Here is an 18149-nt window from a genome sequence, read left to right as displayed (position 1 = left end):
CTTTTGCATTGCAACAATGCGATAATGAAACTTGTCACGCAATACGGCAAACGGGTCACTGCCCGGCGCGTTACCAGAGCGCTCATGGTTTTGGCCTCAAGTCTCGACGCCCTTCCACAAGAAGGACGCTGAGAGGCACCCAAGGTTTTTCTGTATAGAAAATCACAAAAGGTTCATCAATGGATACAGCTCAAGTTCAGGCGGCAACCGCCAAGCCCGCCCCCAAGGTTCCCATGCTCATGGGATCCGAAGCACTCATCAAGTGTCTCGAAGCAGAAAACGTCAAGCACATCTGGGGATATCCCGGTGGTGCGGTGCTCTACATCTACGACGCCCTCTACAAACAAAGCTCCATACAGCACGTGCTCGTGCGGCACGAACAGGCTGCCGTGCATGCGGCAGACGGTTTTGCGCGCGCGACCGGTGAAGTCGGGGTGGCTCTGGTCACGTCAGGTCCAGGGTTGACCAATGCGGTCACCGGAATCGCCACTGCCTACATGGACAGTGTGCCGCTCGTGGTCATTTCGGGTCAGGTGTCCACTGCCGCCATCGGTCAGGACGCCTTTCAGGAATGCGATACCGTGGGTATCACGCGTCCGATCGTCAAGCACAATTTCCTGGTCAAGGACCCGCGCGACATTCCGCAGGTCATGAAGCGCGCCTTCCATATTGCGCGTACTGGACGTCCCGGACCGGTGGTGGTGGACATTCCGAAGGACGTGTCGTTCCAGAAAATGGCTTGGCATGGCTATCCGGAAACCGTGGAGATGCGTTCCTACAATCCGGTGCGCAAGGGTCATGCAGGCCAGATCCGCAAGGCACTCCAGCTGCTGCTTGCTGCCAAGCGGCCCTATGTGTATGCCGGCGGGGGGGTGGTCATGGGCAACGCCAGCAGTGAGCTTCGAGCCCTCGTCGATGCTCTTGGTGCGCCGTGTACCAATACCCTCATGGGTCTGGGATCCTATCCGTCCACCGACCCCAAGTTCCTGGGCATGCTTGGAATGCATGGTACGGTCGAGGCCAACAATGCCATGCAGAACTGTGATGTGCTGCTGGCTGTGGGGGCACGGTTCGACGATCGCGTGATCGGCAACCCCAAGCACTTTGCGCAGAACGAACGCAAGATCATTCACATCGACATCGATCCTTCCGTCATTTCCAAGCGGGTCAAGGTGGATGTACCCATCGTGGGAGATGTCAAGGATGTCCTGGCCGATCTGCTCACCGCGATCCACGATGCACCGGTACAGCCGGATCCTGCAGCCTTGGCTCCCTGGTGGGACACCATCAACAAATGGCGCAGGACCGAATGCCTCAAGTACGATCGGGATGACAAGGAAGTCATCAAGCCGCAAAAGGTGGTCGAGACACTTTGGCAGATGACCCGAAACGATGATGTGTACATCACTTCGGATGTGGGGCAGCATCAGATGTGGGCGGCCCAGTACTACCGTTTCAGCGAGCCTCGCCGCTGGATCAATTCCGGTGGGCTGGGGACCATGGGCGTGGGGATTCCCTATGCCATGGGGATCAAGCTGGCGCGTCCCCAGAGTGAAGTGTTCTGCATCACTGGTGAAGGTTCGGTGCAGATGAACATCCAGGAACTCTCGACCTGTCTGCAGTACAACACGCCCATCAAGATCTGTGCGCTCAACAATCGCTATCTGGGCATGGTGCGTCAGTGGCAGGAAATCGAATATTCTGGTCGCTACAGCCACAGCTACATGGATGCATTGCCCAACTTCGTGAAGTTGGCCGAGGCCTATGGCCATGTGGGCTTGCTCATCGAGGACCCCAAGGACATTGAGCCGGCACTGCGCGAGGCACGCAAGCTCAAGGACCGCACGGTTTTCCTGGATTTCCGGACCGATCCTTCCGAGAACGTCTATCCCATGGTGCAGGCAGGCAAGGGCATCACCGAGATGCTGCTTGCGTCCGAGGAGCCCTGATCCATTCCAGCCACCGCTGCCGGTCTTTCAGGCAGGAGGGGCTGGTTGGTCTGCGCCGAGTGCTGCAGCAAATTCTGCAGCTGGCCAGCGGTGGCTCTCACGTTGGAATCTATTGTCCGCCAAGTCCCGTGCTTACCGGTACGGGAGGAGGGCGACGAAAAGAGGAAACACTCATCATGAAACACATTATTGCCGTGCTGCTCGAGAATGAGGCTGGCGCCCTGTCCCGTGTGGTCGGGCTGTTCTCTGCCCGTGGCTACAACATCGAAAGCCTGACGGTTGCTCCCACTGAGGATGCCAGCCTGTCGCGCATGACCATCGAGACCAGCGGGTCGGATGATGTCATCGAGCAGATCACCAAACACCTCAACCGTCTCATCGAAGTCGTCAAGGTGGTGGATCTGACCGAAGGCGCCTACATCGAGCGCGAGCTGATGATGGTCAAGGTGCGCGCCGTAGGCAAGGAACGCGAGGAAATGAAGCGCATGGCGGATATTTTCCGTGGGCGCATCATCGACGTTACCGACAAGAGCTACACCATCGAGCTCACCGGGGACCAGTCCAAGAACAACGCTTTTCTCAATGCCATCGAGCCCAGTGCCATTCTGGAGACCGTGCGCACGGGAGCCAGTGGCATCGGGCGTGGAGAACGCATTCTGCGGGTCTGATTCCCCCTTTTACCAGGCCCCAGCGTGTCGACGGGCTCAACGCTGGCGGTTTCTCATGAAGGCGAAATGTCGATGCGTTCGCCCTGAGCCTGTCGTAGGGCAATTTCGCCATTTCCCCCATTCTTTCCATTGGAGAGCTGTATGAAAGTTTTTTACGACAAAGACTGTGACCTGTCCCTCATCAAGGGCAAGACCGTAGCCATCATCGGCTACGGAAGCCAGGGCCATGCCCATGCACAGAATCTGAACGACAGCGGTGTGAAGGTTGTTGTTGGTCTGCGCAAGGGCGGCGCCAGCTGGCCCAAGGCCGAAGCTGCGGGTCTGACCGTGAAGGAAGTCGACGAGGCAGTCAAGGACGCCGATGTTGTCATGATTCTTCTGCCTGACGAGAACATCGCCAAGGTGTACAAGAACAATGTGGAACCCAACATCAAGAAGGGTGCCTCTCTCGTGTTCGCACACGGTTTCAATGTGCACTACAACCAAGTGGTTCCCCGCGCCGATCTGGATGTGTGGATGGTGGCGCCCAAGGCTCCCGGTCACACCGTGCGCAGCACCTACAAGCAAGGCGGCGGTGTGCCTCACCTCATCGCCGTGCAGCAGGATCCGTCCGGCAAGGCCCGTGAGCTGGCTCTGAGCTATGCCATGGCCAACGGAGGGGGCAAGGCAGGCATCATCGAAACCACCTTCAAGGAAGAAACCGAAACCGATCTGTTCGGCGAGCAGGCTGTGCTGTGCGGTGGTGCCGTGGAACTGGTGAAGATGGGCTTTGAAACCCTGGTCGAAGCCGGCTACGCTCCTGAAATGGCTTACTTCGAGTGCCTGCACGAGCTCAAGCTGATCGTGGATCTGATCTACGAAGGTGGCATTGCCAACATGAACTACTCGATTTCCAACAATGCGGAATTCGGCGAGTACGTGACGGGGCCCGAGGTCATCAATGACAAGAGCCGTGAAGCCATGCGCAATGCCCTCAAGCGCATCCAGAACGGTGACTACGCCAAAATGTTCATCCAGGAAGGCGCCATCAACTATCCGGCCATGACGGCACGTCGTCGCAACACGGCGGCTCACCCCATCGAAGTGGTCGGTGGCAAGCTGCGTTCGATGATGCCCTGGATCGCCAAGAACAAGCTGGTCGACCAGACCAAGAACTGATGATGGCAGGGAGCTGTGCCATCCGGCCGGTTCCCGATTCATGCCACAATAGGCCTCTGTCCGCTTCAAGGCGGCAAGGCATGCAGAAAAAGCCACTGTCAGTGGCTTTTTCCGTTTCTATTCCCTCTCCACTGCGCCATGTTCCGGGCATCGCCTGCGGAGCATGCCCCGACGCGAAGAAATGCAATGAGCAAGAACTATCCCCACCCTCTCCTGGCACGCGAAGGATGGCCTTTCATCGCCACCAGCATTCTGGTGGCTGTCCTGATGCAGATATTTTTCGGTTTTGCAGTGGCTGCGGCATTTTGGCTGATTGCCCTGTTCGTGGTGCAGTTCTTTCGCGATCCGCCGCGAAACATTCCCCAGGATGCAGGCGCCGTACTCTCTCCTGCCGATGGCCGCATCGTGAAGATCGAGAAGGTTCGCGACCCGTATGCGGACCGCGATGCGTTGCTCATCAGCGTGTTCATGAACGTGTTCAACGTGCACAGCAACCGTGCTGCGGTCGACGGGGTGGTGCGCAAGGTGGCGTATTTTCCAGGCGCCTTTGTCAATGCCGATCTCGACAAAGCCTCGACGGAGAATGAACGCAATGCAGTCGTGATCGACAGCCATGGCACCACGGTGACCCTGGTGCAGGTGGCAGGACTCGTGGCCCGGCGCATTCTCTGCTATGTCAAGCCCGGGGATACCCTGGCTCGAGGACAGCGCTATGGGTTCATTCGCTTCGGGTCCCGCGTGGACGTGTATCTCCCAGTGACGGCACGGCCGTTGGTGGCGCCGGGACAGAAGGTGTCTGCCACCACCACCGTACTGGCTGCTCTTTGATCGGTGCATGAGCCCTCTTGCCCTGCGTCTAGTGTGGCTTCAGGATGCGGTCACGCATGTGTGCAGGAAGTCGGGGCATGACGTCGGCAGCGCGCTGAGCTCGCTATGATAGGCGGCAACCGTCATGGGAAATTGCGGCGCCTGTTCCTGTGCCCTTCCCGGCATGGTTTCGGGCATCGAGAAATCCTGGCATGCAGGAGCGCGGGGATGAGCCCTCTTTCTTGTCCGGGCGAGGTGCTGGAGGCAAGGCGGCCGTGTGTGGGCCCTGTATGTTCCGCACTTTTTTCCTGCAATCATTGAAAGTTCGTATGGATTCCAACCATCTTTCACCAGCCGAAGGAGGCCTGAGGCCACATCCCCGTCTGCGCAAGGGGATCTACATCCTGCCCAACCTGTTTACGCTGGCAGCTCTTTTCGGAGGGTTCTACTCGATCGTCATGGCCATGAACGGCCGATTCGATCTTGCCACGATCGGGGTCTTCTGTGCCATGGTGCTCGACAGTCTGGATGGTCGTGTGGCCCGCCTTACCCATACCCAGAGTGCCTTTGGGGAACAGATGGATTCGCTGGCCGACATGGTGAGCTTCGGCGCCGCCCCTGCGCTGATCGCCTATGAATGGGCTCTGCGTCCCATCGGGCGCTGGGGATGGATTGCTGCATTCGTCTATTGCGCCTGCGCAGCCCTGCGGCTGGCGCGTTTCAATGTCAATACCGGGGTGGTGGACAAGCGGTACTTTCAGGGGCTCCCTTCCCCCGCAGCCGCAGCTCTGGTCACAGGGTTCATCTGGCTCACGAATGAGATGATCGGGGCGCATCGCGAGGTGCCTTGGTTCAAGGCATTCATCGAGTTGTTCACCGGAAGTGGGATCGTGCGCGGTGATCTGTCCTGGTTCATGTTTGCCCTGACGCTGTTCGGGGGCCTGACCATGGTCACCAATATTCCCTATTACAGCTTCAAGGATTTTGGTGGCAGACGCAGTGTTCCCTTTACCCTCATCGTGGCGCTGGTGCTGGTCATTGCGGTCATCAACATCGAGCCGCCCACGATGCTGTTTGCCTTTTTCGTCTGCTATGCGCTGAGCGGCTACATCGTTTACGCCTGGCGCAAGTCGAGGGGGGAGGCTGTGAGCATCGTCAGCACCTCCACCAGTGAGCCGGACGAGCAGGGATTGCACAAGTGATTGGCGGCTCTGGGCTGCCTGCACAGTGGAAGCCATTTTGTGCTACATTGAATGACATGAAAATATTTGCACGTGCTCTACTACTTCGCAACGTCCAACGGGCGGGGTGATCAGCGCGCGCAATACCCTTTCTGCACAGGCCCGTTTGCAACCGCAACGGGCTTTTTTGTTGTCTGCATTGCGGTTGTCAGGCGAATCTTTTTCACTGCACCATTTGCTGAAGGAATGTCCATGACCGACAAACTCATCATTTTCGATACCACTTTGCGTGACGGCGAGCAATCTCCGGGCGCATCCATGACGCGCGACGAAAAGATCCGCATTGCCCGGCAGCTCGAGAAACTGCGGGTGGATGTGATCGAAGCCGGATTCGCTGCCAGTTCCAATGGCGATTTCGACTGTATTCGGGCGATTGCCAATACGGTCAAGGATTCCACCATCTGTTCGCTGTCGCGCGCCAATGATCGTGACATCAGTCGTGCGGCCGAGGCGCTCAAGGGGGCCAATAGCAGCCGGATCCATACCTTCATTGCCACCAGTCCCCTGCACATGGAGAAAAAGCTCCGCATGTCTCCCGAGCAGGTGCTGGAGCAGGCGCGACTGGCAGTCCGGTTTGCCCGCAATCTCGTGGCCGATGTGGAATTCAGCGCGGAAGATGGCTATCGCAGCGACATGGATTTTCTGGTGCGTGTGTGCGACGCGGTGATCAAGGAAGGGGCTACGACCATCAACATTCCCGATACCGTGGGGTATGCCGTGCCGGAGCTGTATGGCCAGTTTCTCAGAACCCTGCGCGAACGGGTGGTCAACAGTGACAAGGTCATCTGGAGCGTGCATTGCCACAACGATCTGGGCATGGCGGTGGCCAACAGCCTTGCGGGGGTCAAGCTTGGTGGTGCGCGCCAGGTGGAGTGCACCATCAACGGGCTCGGAGAGCGAGCGGGGAACTGCTCACTCGAAGAGGTGGTGATGGCCGTGAAGACGCGACGCGACTTCTTCGGGCTGGAGGTCGGCATCGATACGCACCAGATCGTCCCGGCCAGCCGCATGGTGAGCCAGATCACCGGATTTGCGGTGCAGCCCAACAAGGCCGTGGTCGGTGCCAATGCCTTTGCCCATGCGAGCGGCATCCATCAGGATGGCGTTCTCAAGGCGCGTGATACCTATGAGATCATGCGCGCCGAGGATGTGGGCTGGTCGGCCAACAAGATCGTGCTCGGCAAGCTCAGTGGGCGCAATGCCTTCAAGCAGCGCCTGCATGACCTTGGCGTGTCCATGGACAGCGAGGCGGACATCAATGCGGCCTTTGCACGTTTCAAGGATCTTGCCGACCGCAAGAGCGAGATTTTTGATGAGGACATCCTGGCACTCGTGAGTGATCATCAGGTGGGAGGTTCGCCCGAGCATTTCGGATTCGTTTCGCTTGCTCAACGCAGTGAAACTGGCGAACAGCCTGCAGCGACGGTGGTGTTCACGCTCGATGGCAAGGAAGTCACTGGGGAATCGACTGGCAATGGCCCGGTCGATGCCTCTCTCAAGGCAATCGAGTCGCATGTCAGGAGCGGTGCCGAAATGGTGCTCTACTCCGTCAACGCCATCAGCGGCAATACCGAGAGCCAGGGTGAGGTGACTGTGCGGCTGCAGCAGGGAGGACGCATTGTCAACGGGGTGGGAGCCGATCCGGATATCGTGGTGGCATCGGCCAAGGCCTATCTGAGCGCGCTCAACAAGCTGCACAGTCAGGTGGAGCGTGTGCATGCGCAGGGAGTGTGAGGCTCTGCACGTGCTGGGCTGAAGAACCTTTCCCTGCAGGGTGAATGCAGGGAAAAAGCCGGAGTTCCCCTGGAGCTCCGGCTTTTGTGTTTCAGGAGGAGAGAGCGCAGGTGGCTCGTGTGTCAGCACTTCGACAGGAGAGGTTCGCGATTGCTTACAATTTATCCTGTCATTGCATTATGTTGTTCAAGTGCTTGATATTGTGGATTTTTTTCAATGGCGTATAGTCACGCTATCTTTGAAGACACTGGAAAATCGACCATGCCGACCGATGAAAAGTTTGTGACAGCAGGAATTCTGAAGTACCTGTCACAAAGTGCAATCTGCCTGGGTGCCGCCTGCATGATTCTGGCATTGCCTGTTCAGGCACGTACCGAAAAAACCGATCATTCCAAGGTGGTGGTCAAAAAGCATGTCGTGACCAAGAACAAGTCCAGCCACGACGATGACGAGGAAGATGCAGCGCCGAAACGCAAGGCATCTGCCCGGAGCAGCGGCACGACCAAGTCCAGGACAGACTCCGGCAAGGCCAAGGTATCGCGGTCGGCCAGGGCATCCGACGACGAAGAGGATGATGGAGATTCTGTACGGAATCTCCATGGCAAGCGGGGAACTACCGCCAGCAAATCCAAGGATGGAGCCAAGGCGCAGGACAAGGCTCGCAGCAAGGCTGCTGCCCACAGCCGTGCCGATCAGGCAGACGAGGAGGACGCGTCTTCCTTGCCTCGCAAGGGCAAGAAGGGAGGGGCGCACGCTTCTGCTGATCGGCAAGGCAAGGAAACCAAATCGATGCGCACTGCGCGTCGCAGCGCGGCATCCGACGACGATGAGGATCAGGCGACCGCTCCTGCCACGGCACGTCGACTGAAATCGGCAAAATCCCGCAAGGCGGAAAGGCTGGTCGAGGAACGCAGACAGCAGGTGGCCGAAGAGGCGCGCCAGGCACGCATGGAAGCCGCAGCCCGTGAGCGCCAGATGGCAGAAGCGCGTCGTGCCAAGGAAGCTGCTGCCGCAGAGGCTGCCCGCCAGCAGCAGCTGCGCGAGCGCAAGCAGGCCGAAGCACGTCGGGCGCGTGAACGCGCGCTGGAGGAGGATCGCCTTGCCACGGCTGCAGCTGAGCGCGATTCACGTGTGCGGGAGCTTGCGGCGAATGCGTTGGCCTCAGATGGCAGGTCTGCTGTTCGTGCCGTGCCCGCCGCGCAGCCTCAGGGGATTTCTCGCATGTCGGTGCCTCCCGCGGCCGCTGCGGCCACAGCTGTGCTGGCAACCGAGGCTGTGCGGACCTCGCCGCGCATCGGCAACGGGGCAGAAGGGGGGAGCTCCCATCCCATGACGGTGGCTTCGCTGCCTTCGGTGAACAGTGTGGTGTCGTCCGATGCCTCGCCTGCAGCGCAGCAGCCTTCTTCCCTGCAGAGTGCCACGTCCCGTGTGGCGTTTCCTGCAGCGGCAAGCTCCACCTATCGCGTATCGTCGCGTGCACCTGCATCAGCCATGGGCGTGGCTTCAGCGCAGGGAAGTGGTGCGGTCTATACACCCGTGGCACGCTATGCGCCCACCGCACAGTCGGTCATGCGCATCTCTGTGCCACAGCGGGACAGCATGGGGCAGATTCGCGGCCTGAGCAATGTGCCGCCGGGAGCGCCGACGGATCTGAATTCGCACGTCGCCTACGTGATGGATCAGAACAGTGGGCAGGTGCTGCTCAACAAGAATGGCGGGCTGGTGACTCCGATCGCTTCCATCAGCAAGCTCATGACGGCTGTGGTCACCATGGATGCGAATCTTCCCATGGATGAGATGATCACCATCACCTATGACGATGTGGATCATCTCAAGGGCAGCAGTTCACGCCTTGCCGTGGGCACGACCCTGACCCGCCAGGAAATTCTGCATCTGGCGCTGATGTCGAGTGAAAACCGTGCGGCTCATGCCTTGGGGCGCACGTATCCGGGCGGGATGGAGGCCTTTGTCCGGGCAATGAACATGCGCGCCATGATGCTGGGCATGCGCGACACCCACTATGTCGAGCCGACCGGGCTCAACAGTGCCAACCAGTCGAGTGCTCACGATCTGGCGCTTCTGGTGCAGGATGCCTATCGCTATCCGCTGATTCGCAATTACACGACCTATCCGGCAGCCGATTTTCCGGTCAATGGGCGCATCGTTCATTTTCATAACACCAACCGTCTGGTGCATGACGTGAACTGGAACATTGGCTTGCAGAAAACCGGATACATCTCCGAGGCGGGGCGCTGTGTGGTGATGCAGAGCAATATTGCCGGGCGCAATGTCATCATTGTGCTGCTCGACTCGGGCGCCAGCTCCAAGCGGGTGGAAGATGCCGAGGCCATTCGTTCCTGGGTGGAGAACGGTCAGCAGGGACGGGGCGCCTATCCGGCTACTGTGCGGGTGATTGCACAGCAGGGAAGGCCAGACCGTAACGGGTGGAGAATTTCGGCATCTTGATGCCGCACTGTACGGCAACCGCTTTTGTACAGCGGTTCAGGTGCTGAGCAGAAGCCGCCTCGCATCGTGTGAGAGGCGGCATGGCGTGGGGAGCGGTCAGACGCGGCCAGTGTCCATGCCGGTGCCACGGTAGCCCAGCGAAGCGGAGATGCGCTGGGCGGCCTCGCGCAGCCTGTCCATCCACCCTTCGTCAATGCGGTGGGCAGGCGCGGAAATGGAAAGTCCTGCCACCAGTGTGCCCTGGTCGTTGTAGATGCCGGCGGCCATGCAGCGCACGCCCAGTTCCAGCTCTTCGTTGTCGCGCGCCACTCCTGTCTGCCGAGCCCGTACCAGCTCGCGTTCGAGCTGGGGGAGCTGGGTGATGCTGTTGCGTGTGTTGCCATGCAGGCCTGTGCGCATGGCGTAGGAGCGCACCTTCTGGGGATCATCCATGGCCAGGAAGAGTTTGCCTGTCGAGGTCAGGTGCAGGGGAGCATGGGCACCGATGGCACGCACCACCTGCATGCCGGAACGTTCGCTGTAGGCGCGTTCGATGTAGATGATCTCGTCTCCCTGGCGCACGCTCAGGTTGATGGGCTGCTGGATCTGATGGTGCAGCTCGCGCATCACCCGGGCCGCGGCTTCGCGCACGCTGAGGCGGGCCTTGACGAGATTGCCCAGTTCCAGAAAGTGCATGCCCAGGCGATAGGTGCCGGTGTCCGGGCGTTCCACGAAGCGGCCGATGACCAGATCGTTCAGGATCCGGTGAGTGGTGCTGGGATGCAACCCGGCCTTTTCGCTGATTTCCTTGAGGCTGACCGGCTCGTCATGGGCCGCCAGGATGTCAAGCAGCAGAAACATGCGCTGCAGGACCTGGATGCTGATGCCTTCGTAGGCGGAGGGGGCGAGTTCGGTATCGGACATGGAAAGAGGCCGGAGCGAGGCGCAGGACGGCAGCCGTGTCGGCGTGGGGCTCGGCCCTGCTGGTGGAAGAACAGGTTACATTTTATGTCGTGAAATGATCGGATGGCGCATGCTGTCACTGCGAATGCAGCATGGCGCGTTCCCAGGAGGATTCACGCAGGATTTCACATGGTTGGAAACGGGTCTTGTAGCGCATCTTGCGGCATTCCTCGATCCAGTATCCCAGATAGACATGGGCCTTGCCGGTGGCCCGTGCATGGGCAATCTGCCAGAGTACGGCGTAGGTGCCATAGGCCGCATGGGGGATGTCGTCGTAGAAGGTGTAGACGGCGGACAGCGCCCGTGGGAGGACGTCGACGAGGGCCACCATGCGCAGGATGTCTCCCTCGCGGAATTCGACGAGCACGCTGTGGACGGGGCTCGCGAGGATGAAGTCGCGGTATTCCTGCGGATCGTCCACGTCCATGCTGCCGCCTGCATGGCGGGCATGCTGATAGCGTCGGTACAGGGCATAGTGCTCCTCGCTGAAGTGCAGGGGGAGTACGGTGGCTGCCAGTGTGCCGTGGTGTTTCCAGGCCCGTCTCTGGCTGCGATCTGGATGGAAGGCATCTGCCGGAATGCGCAGCGGGATGCAGGCGCTGCAGTGGTCGCACCAGGGGCGGTAGATGGTCTGGCCGCTGCGACGGAACCCTTTCTCGATCAGCTGGGCATATACCTCCGTATCGATCTCGTTGCCGGGAATCACTACCTGCGAGCGTGCCTCATGTGCCTCAAGGTAACTGCAGTCGTAGGTGGCCGTCGCATAGAGATGCAGCACCAGCTGGCGGGAGTGTGCGGAGGAGGGGGCAGACATGCCGGAATGGTAGCGCAGGCTTCCTCGGGCCGAGAGACGGTGCCGTATGATGGCGGAGCTTTGTGGAGGGATGATGGGTGATGGACGGAGCAGCGATACACACATGGCATGAGGCCATCGGGAACGAGAAGACGCAGCCTTATTTCAGAACGCTGTGGGAGCGTGTGAGACATGCACGTCAGTCCGGGGCTGTCATCTATCCGCCTTCGGCGGAGGTGTTCAGTGCCTTTGCCTCCACCGAATTCGACCGGGTGAAGGTGGTGATACTGGGGCAGGACCCGTACCACAATGCCGAGCAGGCTCATGGACTGGCTTTTTCGGTGCGGCCGGAGGTGGACATTCCTCCATCGCTGCAGAACATCTACCAGGAGCTGTCCAGGGACATTCCGGGATTCGTGCGTCCTTCTCATGGCCATCTGCAGAAATGGGCCGAGCAGGGGGTGCTTCTGCTCAATACCGTGCTGACGGTTCAGGCGGGGCAGGCCCATTCGCATGCGCAGTGGGGGTGGGAGACCTTTACCGATCGCGTGATCCGGCAGCTCAACGATCACCGTGATCATCTGGTGTTCATGCTGTGGGGGAGTCATGCACAGAAGAAGGGAGCCATGATCGACCGGTCACGGCATCTCGTGCTGCAGGCGCCCCATCCTTCCCCTTTGTCGGCGTACCGCGGTTTCTTTGGCTGCAGGCATTTTTCGCAGGCCAACGCCTATCTCGTGGCCCATGGGGAGACTCCCATCGACTGGCAGGTGTGACGCCTTGGTCAGCGGCCGCGCAGGAACAGGGCATCGAGTTCGCGCATGGAGAGCTGCCGCCAGGTAGGGCGGCCATGGTTGCACTGGTCGGCGCGTTCGGTGGCTTCCATCTGCCGGAGCAGGGCGTTCATTTCTTCCAGGGTCAGGTGCCGGTTGGCGCGCACGGCACCGTGGCAGGCCATGGTGGCCAGCAGCTCGTTGCGGGCGCGTTCCAGAACCGTGCTGGCATCATGCAGGGCCAGTTCGGCCAGCACCTGCCGGGCCATGTCCACCGCGTGGTCGGTGGACAGGGTTTCGGGGACGGTGCGGATGGCGAGAATCGTGGGAGACAGCGGTTCGATGTCCAGACCGAGCTGGTGCAGGGTTTCGGCACACTGCACCGCAGTGGCCAGTTCCTGCGGCGTGGCCGTGAAGGTGGGTGGAATGAGCAGGGGCTGGGCCTGCATGGACTGGCGGTCGAACTGCTGCTTGAGACGTTCGTAGACGATGCGCTCATGAGCGGCATGCATGTCCACGACGACGAGGCCCTGTGCATTCTCGGCAAGGATGTAGATGCCATGCAGCTGTGCAATGGCGCGCCCCAGGGGCCAGGTGTAGGGAGACTGTCCCGTCTGGGCAGCAGATGTCTGGGGGTGGGGCACGAGGGAGGCGCCGTCTGCAGAAAAGGGGGCGCCGTCGTCAGCCAGCGTTCTATCGGTGAGACTTGCGGCCCCCGGCACCTGTGAAGAGAGGGGCCAGCCGTTCCTTCCGGGCAAACTGGAGAGCCCATAGGGCACGGTGGCTTCCTGCAGTGCCATGCGCTCCTGCTGCCAGAAGGGGCGGGAGGGCGCCGAAGACGGCAATGCATAAGAGTCAGCAGGCGACATGGACAGGGAAGAGGCCAGGGGGCTGGCGGCCTCGCCGGCATGTGCGGCGCGGGACGGCGCCAGGGCCTGGTCGAGCGACTGGCGCACGGCCTGGTGGATTTCGCGGCTGTCCCGGAAGCGTACCTCGATCTTGGTGGGGTGGACATTCACGTCCACCCGTGCTGGCGGCAGGGCCAGGTGCAGCACATAGACGGGCTGCCGATGACCGTGGAGGACATCTTCGTAGGCGCTGCGGGCTGCATGTGCCATCACCTTGTCGCGTACATAGCGATGGTTGACATAGGCGTACTGCTGATCGGCACGTGACCGGGCAAAGTCTGGGAGACCGCATCGGCCCTGGATCTGCACTTCGCCGCCCGCCGTTCTGAGACGGAAATCCACAGGGAGGCTGTTGGCAAGAAAGTCGCGTCCCAGAACATCCGCGATGCGCTGGTCCAGGCTTTCCACGGCACGCCACTGGTCGAGCAGCTTGCCTTCGTGCCAGATGGCAAATGCCACGTCGGGACGGGTGAGCGCGTGACGGCGAATGGCTTCGAGGCAGTGGGCCAGCTCCGTTGCCTCGCTTTTGAGGAACTTGCGGCGGGCCGGAGTGCTGAAAAAAAGCTCCTTGACCTCGACCGAAGTGCCCCGTGCCCGTGCAGCTGGAGCCAGTTCGCCGCTGCGTGCATCCAGTGCATGGCCGTGCGCAGCGCCTTCCACCGCCGACAGCAGCGTGGTGTCGGAGACCGAGGCAATGGCGGCCAGTGCTTCACCCCGAAAGCCCATGGTGGCCACGGATTCCAGATCGTGGAGGCTGCGGATCTTGCTGGTGGCGTGGCGCAGGATGGCGAGGGGGAGCTGCTCGGCCGGAATGCCGCAGCCATCGTCCTCTACCGCGATGAGCCGGATGCCGCCAGCCCGCAGACGCACGGTGATCTGGCGTGCGCCGGAGTCAAGGGCATTGTCGAGGAGTTCGCGCACCACGGAGGCAGGGCGCTCGATGACCTCGCCAGCGGCGATCTGGCTGATCAGCTCGTCCGGCAGCAGCCGGATGCCAGTGACAGAAGAGAGGGGGGCCGTGACGTCGAAGGCCGGAGAGTCGGAAGGAGGAGGGTTCACGGAGTCATTCTACTTTTGCAGCGTCTTCATCCTGGCGGTGGATAATGCAAGGCTTTCCTGCATCTGGCCTTCCGGCGACATCTCCATGGAAATCATCAGCTTCCTGATCGACTTTATTCTGCATATCGACAAGCACATCCTGACCTTTGTGCAGGCGTATGGGCCGTGGGTGTATGCGCTGCTCTTTCTGGTCGTGTTCGTCGAGACGGGGCTGGTGGTGATGCCTTTTTTGCCCGGGGATTCGTTGCTGTTCATCGTGGGGGCACTCGGCGCCACGGGAAGCCTGCATGTGGGCTACGCGGTGCTGGTGCTGATGGCGGCAGCGATTCTGGGCGATCAGGTCAATTTCAGCATCGGGCGCCGCGTAGGGCCGCGTGTGTTCCAGTGGGAGGATTCGCGGCTGTTCAACCGCAAGGCCTTTGACAAGGCCCATGCGTTCTATGAGCGCTATGGCGGAATCACGGTGGTGCTGGCGCGTTTCATGCCGTTCATTCGAACTTTCGTGCCGTTTGTGGCTGGCGTGGCCGCCATGCACCGCAGCCGATTCACGCTGTTCAACATGGCGGGGGGTGTGCTGTGGGTATGCGGTGTGACGGCTGCCGGTTATCTCTTCGGCAACATTCCCTGGGTCAAGGGAAACCTGGAAATCATCATCTGGAGTCTGATCCTGGTGCCGGGGGGAATTGCGCTCTATGGTGCCTGGAAGGCAGGACGGACTTCGGACGGGGCAGCACCCCGCCCCCGCAGCCATTGATTCCCGGGGCGGCCCAGTCCTGAAGGCTCTTCAGTCGCCTGAGTGGCCGCGCTTCAGGTGACCAGAGCAGAGCCGGCTCAGTAGCCGTCGTCTCCAAGGGGCCAGATGGCCCCGTTTTCATTGAGGATGGCATCCAGGGGAATGTCATGCGGTTCGGGCACGAGATCGTCGACGTAGCCCTGCGTGAATCCCAGCCCGGCGGTGTACGGATGGGGTTCCAGGGAGGCCAGGGTGCGGTCATAGAAGCCTCCGCCGTATCCCAGCCGATACCCTCCCGGCCCGTAGCCCACGCACGGCACGAACAGCAGGGTCGGCACCACGAGCTCGGTGTCCTTGGGCTTGGGAATGCCGTAGGCGTCTTCTTCCATGGGGCAGCCGGGATACCAGGCATGGAAGCTCAGGGTACGGGTCTCCCGGTCGATGACGGGCAGGCCGATGCGGCGCAGCTGGGGATTTTCGAGCAGCTCGCCGTCCTCTTTCCAGCGATGCAGTGCAGGCAGAGGGTCAAATTCTCCCTTGATCGGCCAATAGGCGCCGATGACGGTGTCAGGGCGACTCATGAGCCAGAAGCGCATGACGCGCTGGAGTTCCTCGGATCGTTCCAGCCGATCGGCAAGATGTAACCGTTCGGCGATGAGGCGTTCCCGCAGGGCTTGTTTGTTGGATTTTTTCTCCATAATCGGTTCCATGGAAAACAAAAGAGCTTCCCGGGCCGCATGCGCGCGTGGCCGTGCTTTTCGTCTCATTGTGACATGTCTGGCCGCGTCGCTGGCCTGTCAGGTCGCATCCGCACAGCGTGAAGACGAGAATATGGATGTGTCCGATGGAGGTGTGAGGGAGGTGGTCGGTGGCGCATCCGGTCTGCCAGCCCGCATCGCAGCCAGTGAAGCGACAGGCCAGAATGCCTCGTCCGGGGCCGATGATGCCGTGCTTCGCATGGCCACGGCCTACAGACGCCACGACACTACCACGCTGACTGCCTTGCTGCCCCGTGCGCAGGGCAGCGTACTGGAACCCTGGGCTGCCTACTGGGAGCTGGGAGGCCGGCTTTCCACGGCAACACCACAGGAAGTCGAGGGTTTTCTCCGGCGCTATGCCGGGACCTATCAGGAAGACCGCCTGCGCAACGATTGGCTGCTGCAGCTTGGTCGGCAGCGCGATTTCCAGACCTTTGCACGGGACTATGCCGCCTATCGGATGCGCGACGACCGGGAGGTGGCTTGCTATGCGCTGGTGGCAGGGGTAGAGCGCAGTGCCGATCCTGCAGAGGTGTTGCGGGCCAACTGGTATCCCCAGAAGGACGCAGGTGACGCCTGCCCCCTGGCGGCGCGCACCCTGCTCGCACAGCATCGCATTGCTGCGCGCGACGTGTGGCGCAAGGCGTGGCTGGCGGCGGCCGGCAATCGACAGGCGGCGGCCAAGGCGGCCGTGGCTGTGGTGGACTCCGCAGCGGCAGAAGGGCTGTCGGGCCTGTGGAGCGATCCTGCTGGCTATCTGGCTGCGGCCGGCAGCATGCCCCCAGCACCCGAAATGGCCGTGCTGGCGCTCACCCGCGTGGCGGCTGGCAATCCGGGACAGGCAGCAGGGCTGATGCAGATGGGCTGGGCTTCGCGGCTTGATGCAGCCTCACGCGACTGGGTCTGGGCTGACATCGGTCGGCAGTCGGCACTCAACCTGGAGCCCGATGCCATCAACCACTACAGCCAGGTTCGCGATCTCTCTGTGCTTTCGCCCGATCAGCTGGCCTGGATGGCGCGTGCGGCGCTGCGCATGGGGTACTGGCCGCAGGTGCGTCAGGCCATCGAAGCCATGCCGGCAGCCATGCAGCAGGAGCCTGTCTGGACCTACTGGAAGGCCCGGGCGCTGCAGGGGCGGTTCCATCTGGGACGCAAGCCGGACATCGAAGCGGCCACGCTGTATCTGCGCATTGCGGGCAATCAGGGCTTCTACGCCATGCTGGCACAGGAGGCACTGGGGCAGCGCATCGGCATGCCCACGCCTGCACCCGCTCCCCTCACTGCAGCGGAGCGTCAGGCCGCACAGGCCAACCCAGGGCTGGTGCGTGCGTTGCGTGCCATGGATCTAGGGCTGCGCAGCGAGGCGACCCGCGAATGGAACTACACCACCAATCTCCATACTCCTGGCGGGATGCGGGACCGCGAGCTGCTTGCCGCAGCCGACCTGGCCTGTGCCCGCCAATGGTGGGATCGCTGCATCAACACGAGCGAGCGCACCCGTTCCGTGGTGGACATGCGCCAGCGCTATCCGCTGCCGTTCCGGGACAGCATCGTGACGCACAGCCAGGAAACCGGGGTGGATCCGGCCTATGTGTATGCCGTGATCCGGCAAGAAAGTCGGTTCACCACCTCGGCCCGTTCCGGGGTGGGTGCGGCAGGGCTGATGCAGGTGATGCCCGCCACGGCGCGCTGGACGGCGCGCAAGCTGGGAATTCCGTATGACGGCAGCCTGCATGATCTCGACACCAATCTGCGCATCGGCACGGGCTATCTCAAGCTGCTGCTCGATGACTTTGGAGGATCGTTGCCCCTGGCCGTGGCTGCCTACAATGCAGGGCCCAATCGACCCAAGGCCTGGCGCAACGGCCCGGTGCTCGAAGGGGCCATCTGGGCAGAGAACATTCCATTTGGAGAGACACGCGACTACGTGCAGAAGGTGCTGGCCAACACCACCAACTACGCAGTGGTGCTCGGCGGACAGCCTCAGTCGTTGCTGGCACGGCTGGGGCAGGTGGGGCCGCTGCTGCAGGTATGGAACAATCCCCCGATCCGCGAGGGCGCGGCCTCGGACTGAGGTTCGTTCTCACGATGCAGCGCATCTTGTGGTCGCAGCGATGGTAGGCCTGCCCGGACCCCGTCACAAGAGAGATGGAAGGGCCG

At 61.2% G+C, this 18149-nt stretch carries 14 protein-coding genes; 10 read left to right on the top strand and 4 right to left on the bottom strand.

From position 1 onward, the window contains the following. Window positions 1-179 precede the first annotated feature (179 nt). The 7 genes from ACP2WS_RS02000 to ACP2WS_RS01970 all read left to right on the top strand — a co-directional run bounded on the left by ACP2WS_RS02000 (window position 180) and on the right by ACP2WS_RS01970 (window position 10023). Window positions 180-1949, top strand: a complete 1770-nt coding sequence (locus tag ACP2WS_RS02000; protein ID WP_374490989.1) for an acetolactate synthase 3 catalytic subunit — start codon at window positions 180-182, stop codon at window positions 1947-1949. Between the two features lie 176 nt (window positions 1950-2125). Continuing rightward, complete coding sequence (gene ilvN, locus ACP2WS_RS01995; RefSeq protein ID WP_374490987.1) at window positions 2126-2617, top strand: acetolactate synthase small subunit; 492 nt, start codon at window positions 2126-2128, stop codon at window positions 2615-2617. A 141-nt stretch (window positions 2618-2758) separates the two neighbouring features. After that, window positions 2759-3775: a ketol-acid reductoisomerase gene (ilvC, locus tag ACP2WS_RS01990; protein WP_374490985.1), complete on the top strand. Its 1017-nt coding sequence runs from the start codon at window positions 2759-2761 to the stop codon at window positions 3773-3775. Window positions 3776-3961: 186 nt separating this feature from the next. After that, window positions 3962-4603 carry a phosphatidylserine decarboxylase gene (locus ACP2WS_RS01985; protein WP_374490983.1) on the top strand — a complete coding sequence of 214 codons (642 nt, stop codon included), beginning with the start codon at window positions 3962-3964 and terminating at the stop codon, window positions 4601-4603. Between the two features lie 308 nt (window positions 4604-4911). Continuing rightward, window positions 4912-5784: a CDP-diacylglycerol--serine O-phosphatidyltransferase gene (pssA, locus tag ACP2WS_RS01980; RefSeq protein ID WP_374490981.1), complete on the top strand. Its 873-nt coding sequence runs from the start codon at window positions 4912-4914 to the stop codon at window positions 5782-5784. Window positions 5785-6015: 231 nt separating this feature from the next. Continuing rightward, window positions 6016-7557, top strand: a complete 1542-nt coding sequence (locus ACP2WS_RS01975) for a 2-isopropylmalate synthase (RefSeq protein ID WP_374490979.1) — start codon at window positions 6016-6018, stop codon at window positions 7555-7557. 342 nt (window positions 7558-7899) lie between these two features. After that, entirely contained in the window at window positions 7900-10023 is a 2124-nt protein-coding gene (locus ACP2WS_RS01970) for a D-alanyl-D-alanine carboxypeptidase family protein (protein ID WP_426459263.1), read from the top strand. A 96-nt stretch (window positions 10024-10119) separates the two neighbouring features. Here the strand turns inward: ACP2WS_RS01970 and ACP2WS_RS01965 are convergent, their stop codons facing one another. Beyond that, a complete protein-coding gene (locus ACP2WS_RS01965; RefSeq protein WP_374490975.1) occupies window positions 10120-10926 on the bottom strand; it encodes an IclR family transcriptional regulator in 807 nt (268 codons plus the stop codon). Window positions 10927-11041: 115 nt separating this feature from the next. Next, window positions 11042-11779 carry an arginyltransferase gene (locus tag ACP2WS_RS01960; protein WP_426459261.1) on the bottom strand — a complete coding sequence of 246 codons (738 nt, stop codon included), beginning with the start codon at window positions 11777-11779 and terminating at the stop codon, window positions 11042-11044. An 80-nt stretch (window positions 11780-11859) separates the two neighbouring features. Here ACP2WS_RS01960 and ung point away from each other — a divergent pair, with 80 nt between their 5' ends. After that, window positions 11860-12534: a uracil-DNA glycosylase gene (gene ung, locus ACP2WS_RS01955; protein WP_426459260.1), complete on the top strand. Its 675-nt coding sequence runs from the start codon at window positions 11860-11862 to the stop codon at window positions 12532-12534. A gap of 8 nt (window positions 12535-12542) precedes the next feature. Here the strand turns inward: ung and mutL are convergent, their stop codons facing one another. Beyond that, on the bottom strand, window positions 12543-14432 hold the full coding sequence (mutL, locus tag ACP2WS_RS01950) for a DNA mismatch repair endonuclease MutL (RefSeq protein WP_426459570.1): 1890 nt from the start codon (window positions 14430-14432) through the stop codon (window positions 12543-12545). A gap of 151 nt (window positions 14433-14583) precedes the next feature. On the opposite strand from mutL, the gene ACP2WS_RS01945 reads away from it, so the two are divergent. Then, window positions 14584-15252 (top strand): DedA family protein, encoded by a 669-nt coding sequence (locus ACP2WS_RS01945; RefSeq protein WP_426459259.1) that lies wholly within the window; start codon window positions 14584-14586, stop codon window positions 15250-15252. Between the two features lie 77 nt (window positions 15253-15329). Here the strand turns inward: ACP2WS_RS01945 and ACP2WS_RS01940 are convergent, their stop codons facing one another. After that, entirely contained in the window at window positions 15330-15929 is a 600-nt protein-coding gene (locus tag ACP2WS_RS01940; protein ID WP_374491634.1) for a 5-formyltetrahydrofolate cyclo-ligase, read from the bottom strand. A gap of 133 nt (window positions 15930-16062) precedes the next feature. Between ACP2WS_RS01940 and ACP2WS_RS01935 the strand changes: the two genes are divergently transcribed. After that, window positions 16063-18063, top strand: a complete 2001-nt coding sequence (locus ACP2WS_RS01935; RefSeq protein WP_426459258.1) for a lytic transglycosylase domain-containing protein — start codon at window positions 16063-16065, stop codon at window positions 18061-18063. The last annotated feature ends 86 nt before the right edge of the window (window positions 18064-18149 follow it).

This window comes from Brachymonas moutaii (nom. illeg.), from assembly GCF_049977365.1.
Taxonomy (GTDB): Bacteria; Pseudomonadota; Gammaproteobacteria; order Burkholderiales; family Burkholderiaceae_C; genus Brachymonas.
This window is presented reverse-complemented; position numbering and strand designations above follow the sequence as displayed.

What these genes read in the sequence shown, in the direction of transcription:
- ACP2WS_RS02000 (WP_374490989.1), top strand. Translation starts at nt 180, where the DNA reads ATGGATACAGCTCAAGTTCAGGCGGCAACCGCCAAGCCCGCCCCCAAG.
- ilvN (WP_374490987.1), top strand. Translation starts at nt 2,126, where the DNA reads ATGAAACACATTATTGCCGTGCTGCTCGAGAATGAGGCTGGCGCCCTG.
- ilvC (WP_374490985.1), top strand. Translation starts at nt 2,759, where the DNA reads ATGAAAGTTTTTTACGACAAAGACTGTGACCTGTCCCTCATCAAGGGC.
- ACP2WS_RS01985 (WP_374490983.1), top strand. Translation starts at nt 3,962, where the DNA reads ATGAGCAAGAACTATCCCCACCCTCTCCTGGCACGCGAAGGATGGCCT.
- pssA (WP_374490981.1), top strand. Translation starts at nt 4,912, where the DNA reads ATGGATTCCAACCATCTTTCACCAGCCGAAGGAGGCCTGAGGCCACAT.
- ACP2WS_RS01975 (WP_374490979.1), top strand. Translation starts at nt 6,016, where the DNA reads ATGACCGACAAACTCATCATTTTCGATACCACTTTGCGTGACGGCGAG.
- ACP2WS_RS01970 (WP_426459263.1), top strand. Translation starts at nt 7,900, where the DNA reads ATGATTCTGGCATTGCCTGTTCAGGCACGTACCGAAAAAACCGATCAT.
- ACP2WS_RS01965 (WP_374490975.1), bottom strand. Translation starts at nt 10,926, where the DNA reads ATGTCCGATACCGAACTCGCCCCCTCCGCCTACGAAGGCATCAGCATC.
- ACP2WS_RS01960 (WP_426459261.1), bottom strand. Translation starts at nt 11,779, where the DNA reads ATGTCTGCCCCCTCCTCCGCACACTCCCGCCAGCTGGTGCTGCATCTC.
- ung (WP_426459260.1), top strand. Translation starts at nt 11,860, where the DNA reads ATGGACGGAGCAGCGATACACACATGGCATGAGGCCATCGGGAACGAG.
- ACP2WS_RS01945 (WP_426459259.1), top strand. Translation starts at nt 14,584, where the DNA reads ATGGAAATCATCAGCTTCCTGATCGACTTTATTCTGCATATCGACAAG.
- ACP2WS_RS01940 (WP_374491634.1), bottom strand. Translation starts at nt 15,929, where the DNA reads ATGGAGAAAAAATCCAACAAACAAGCCCTGCGGGAACGCCTCATCGCC.
- ACP2WS_RS01935 (WP_426459258.1), top strand. Translation starts at nt 16,063, where the DNA reads ATGGATGTGTCCGATGGAGGTGTGAGGGAGGTGGTCGGTGGCGCATCC.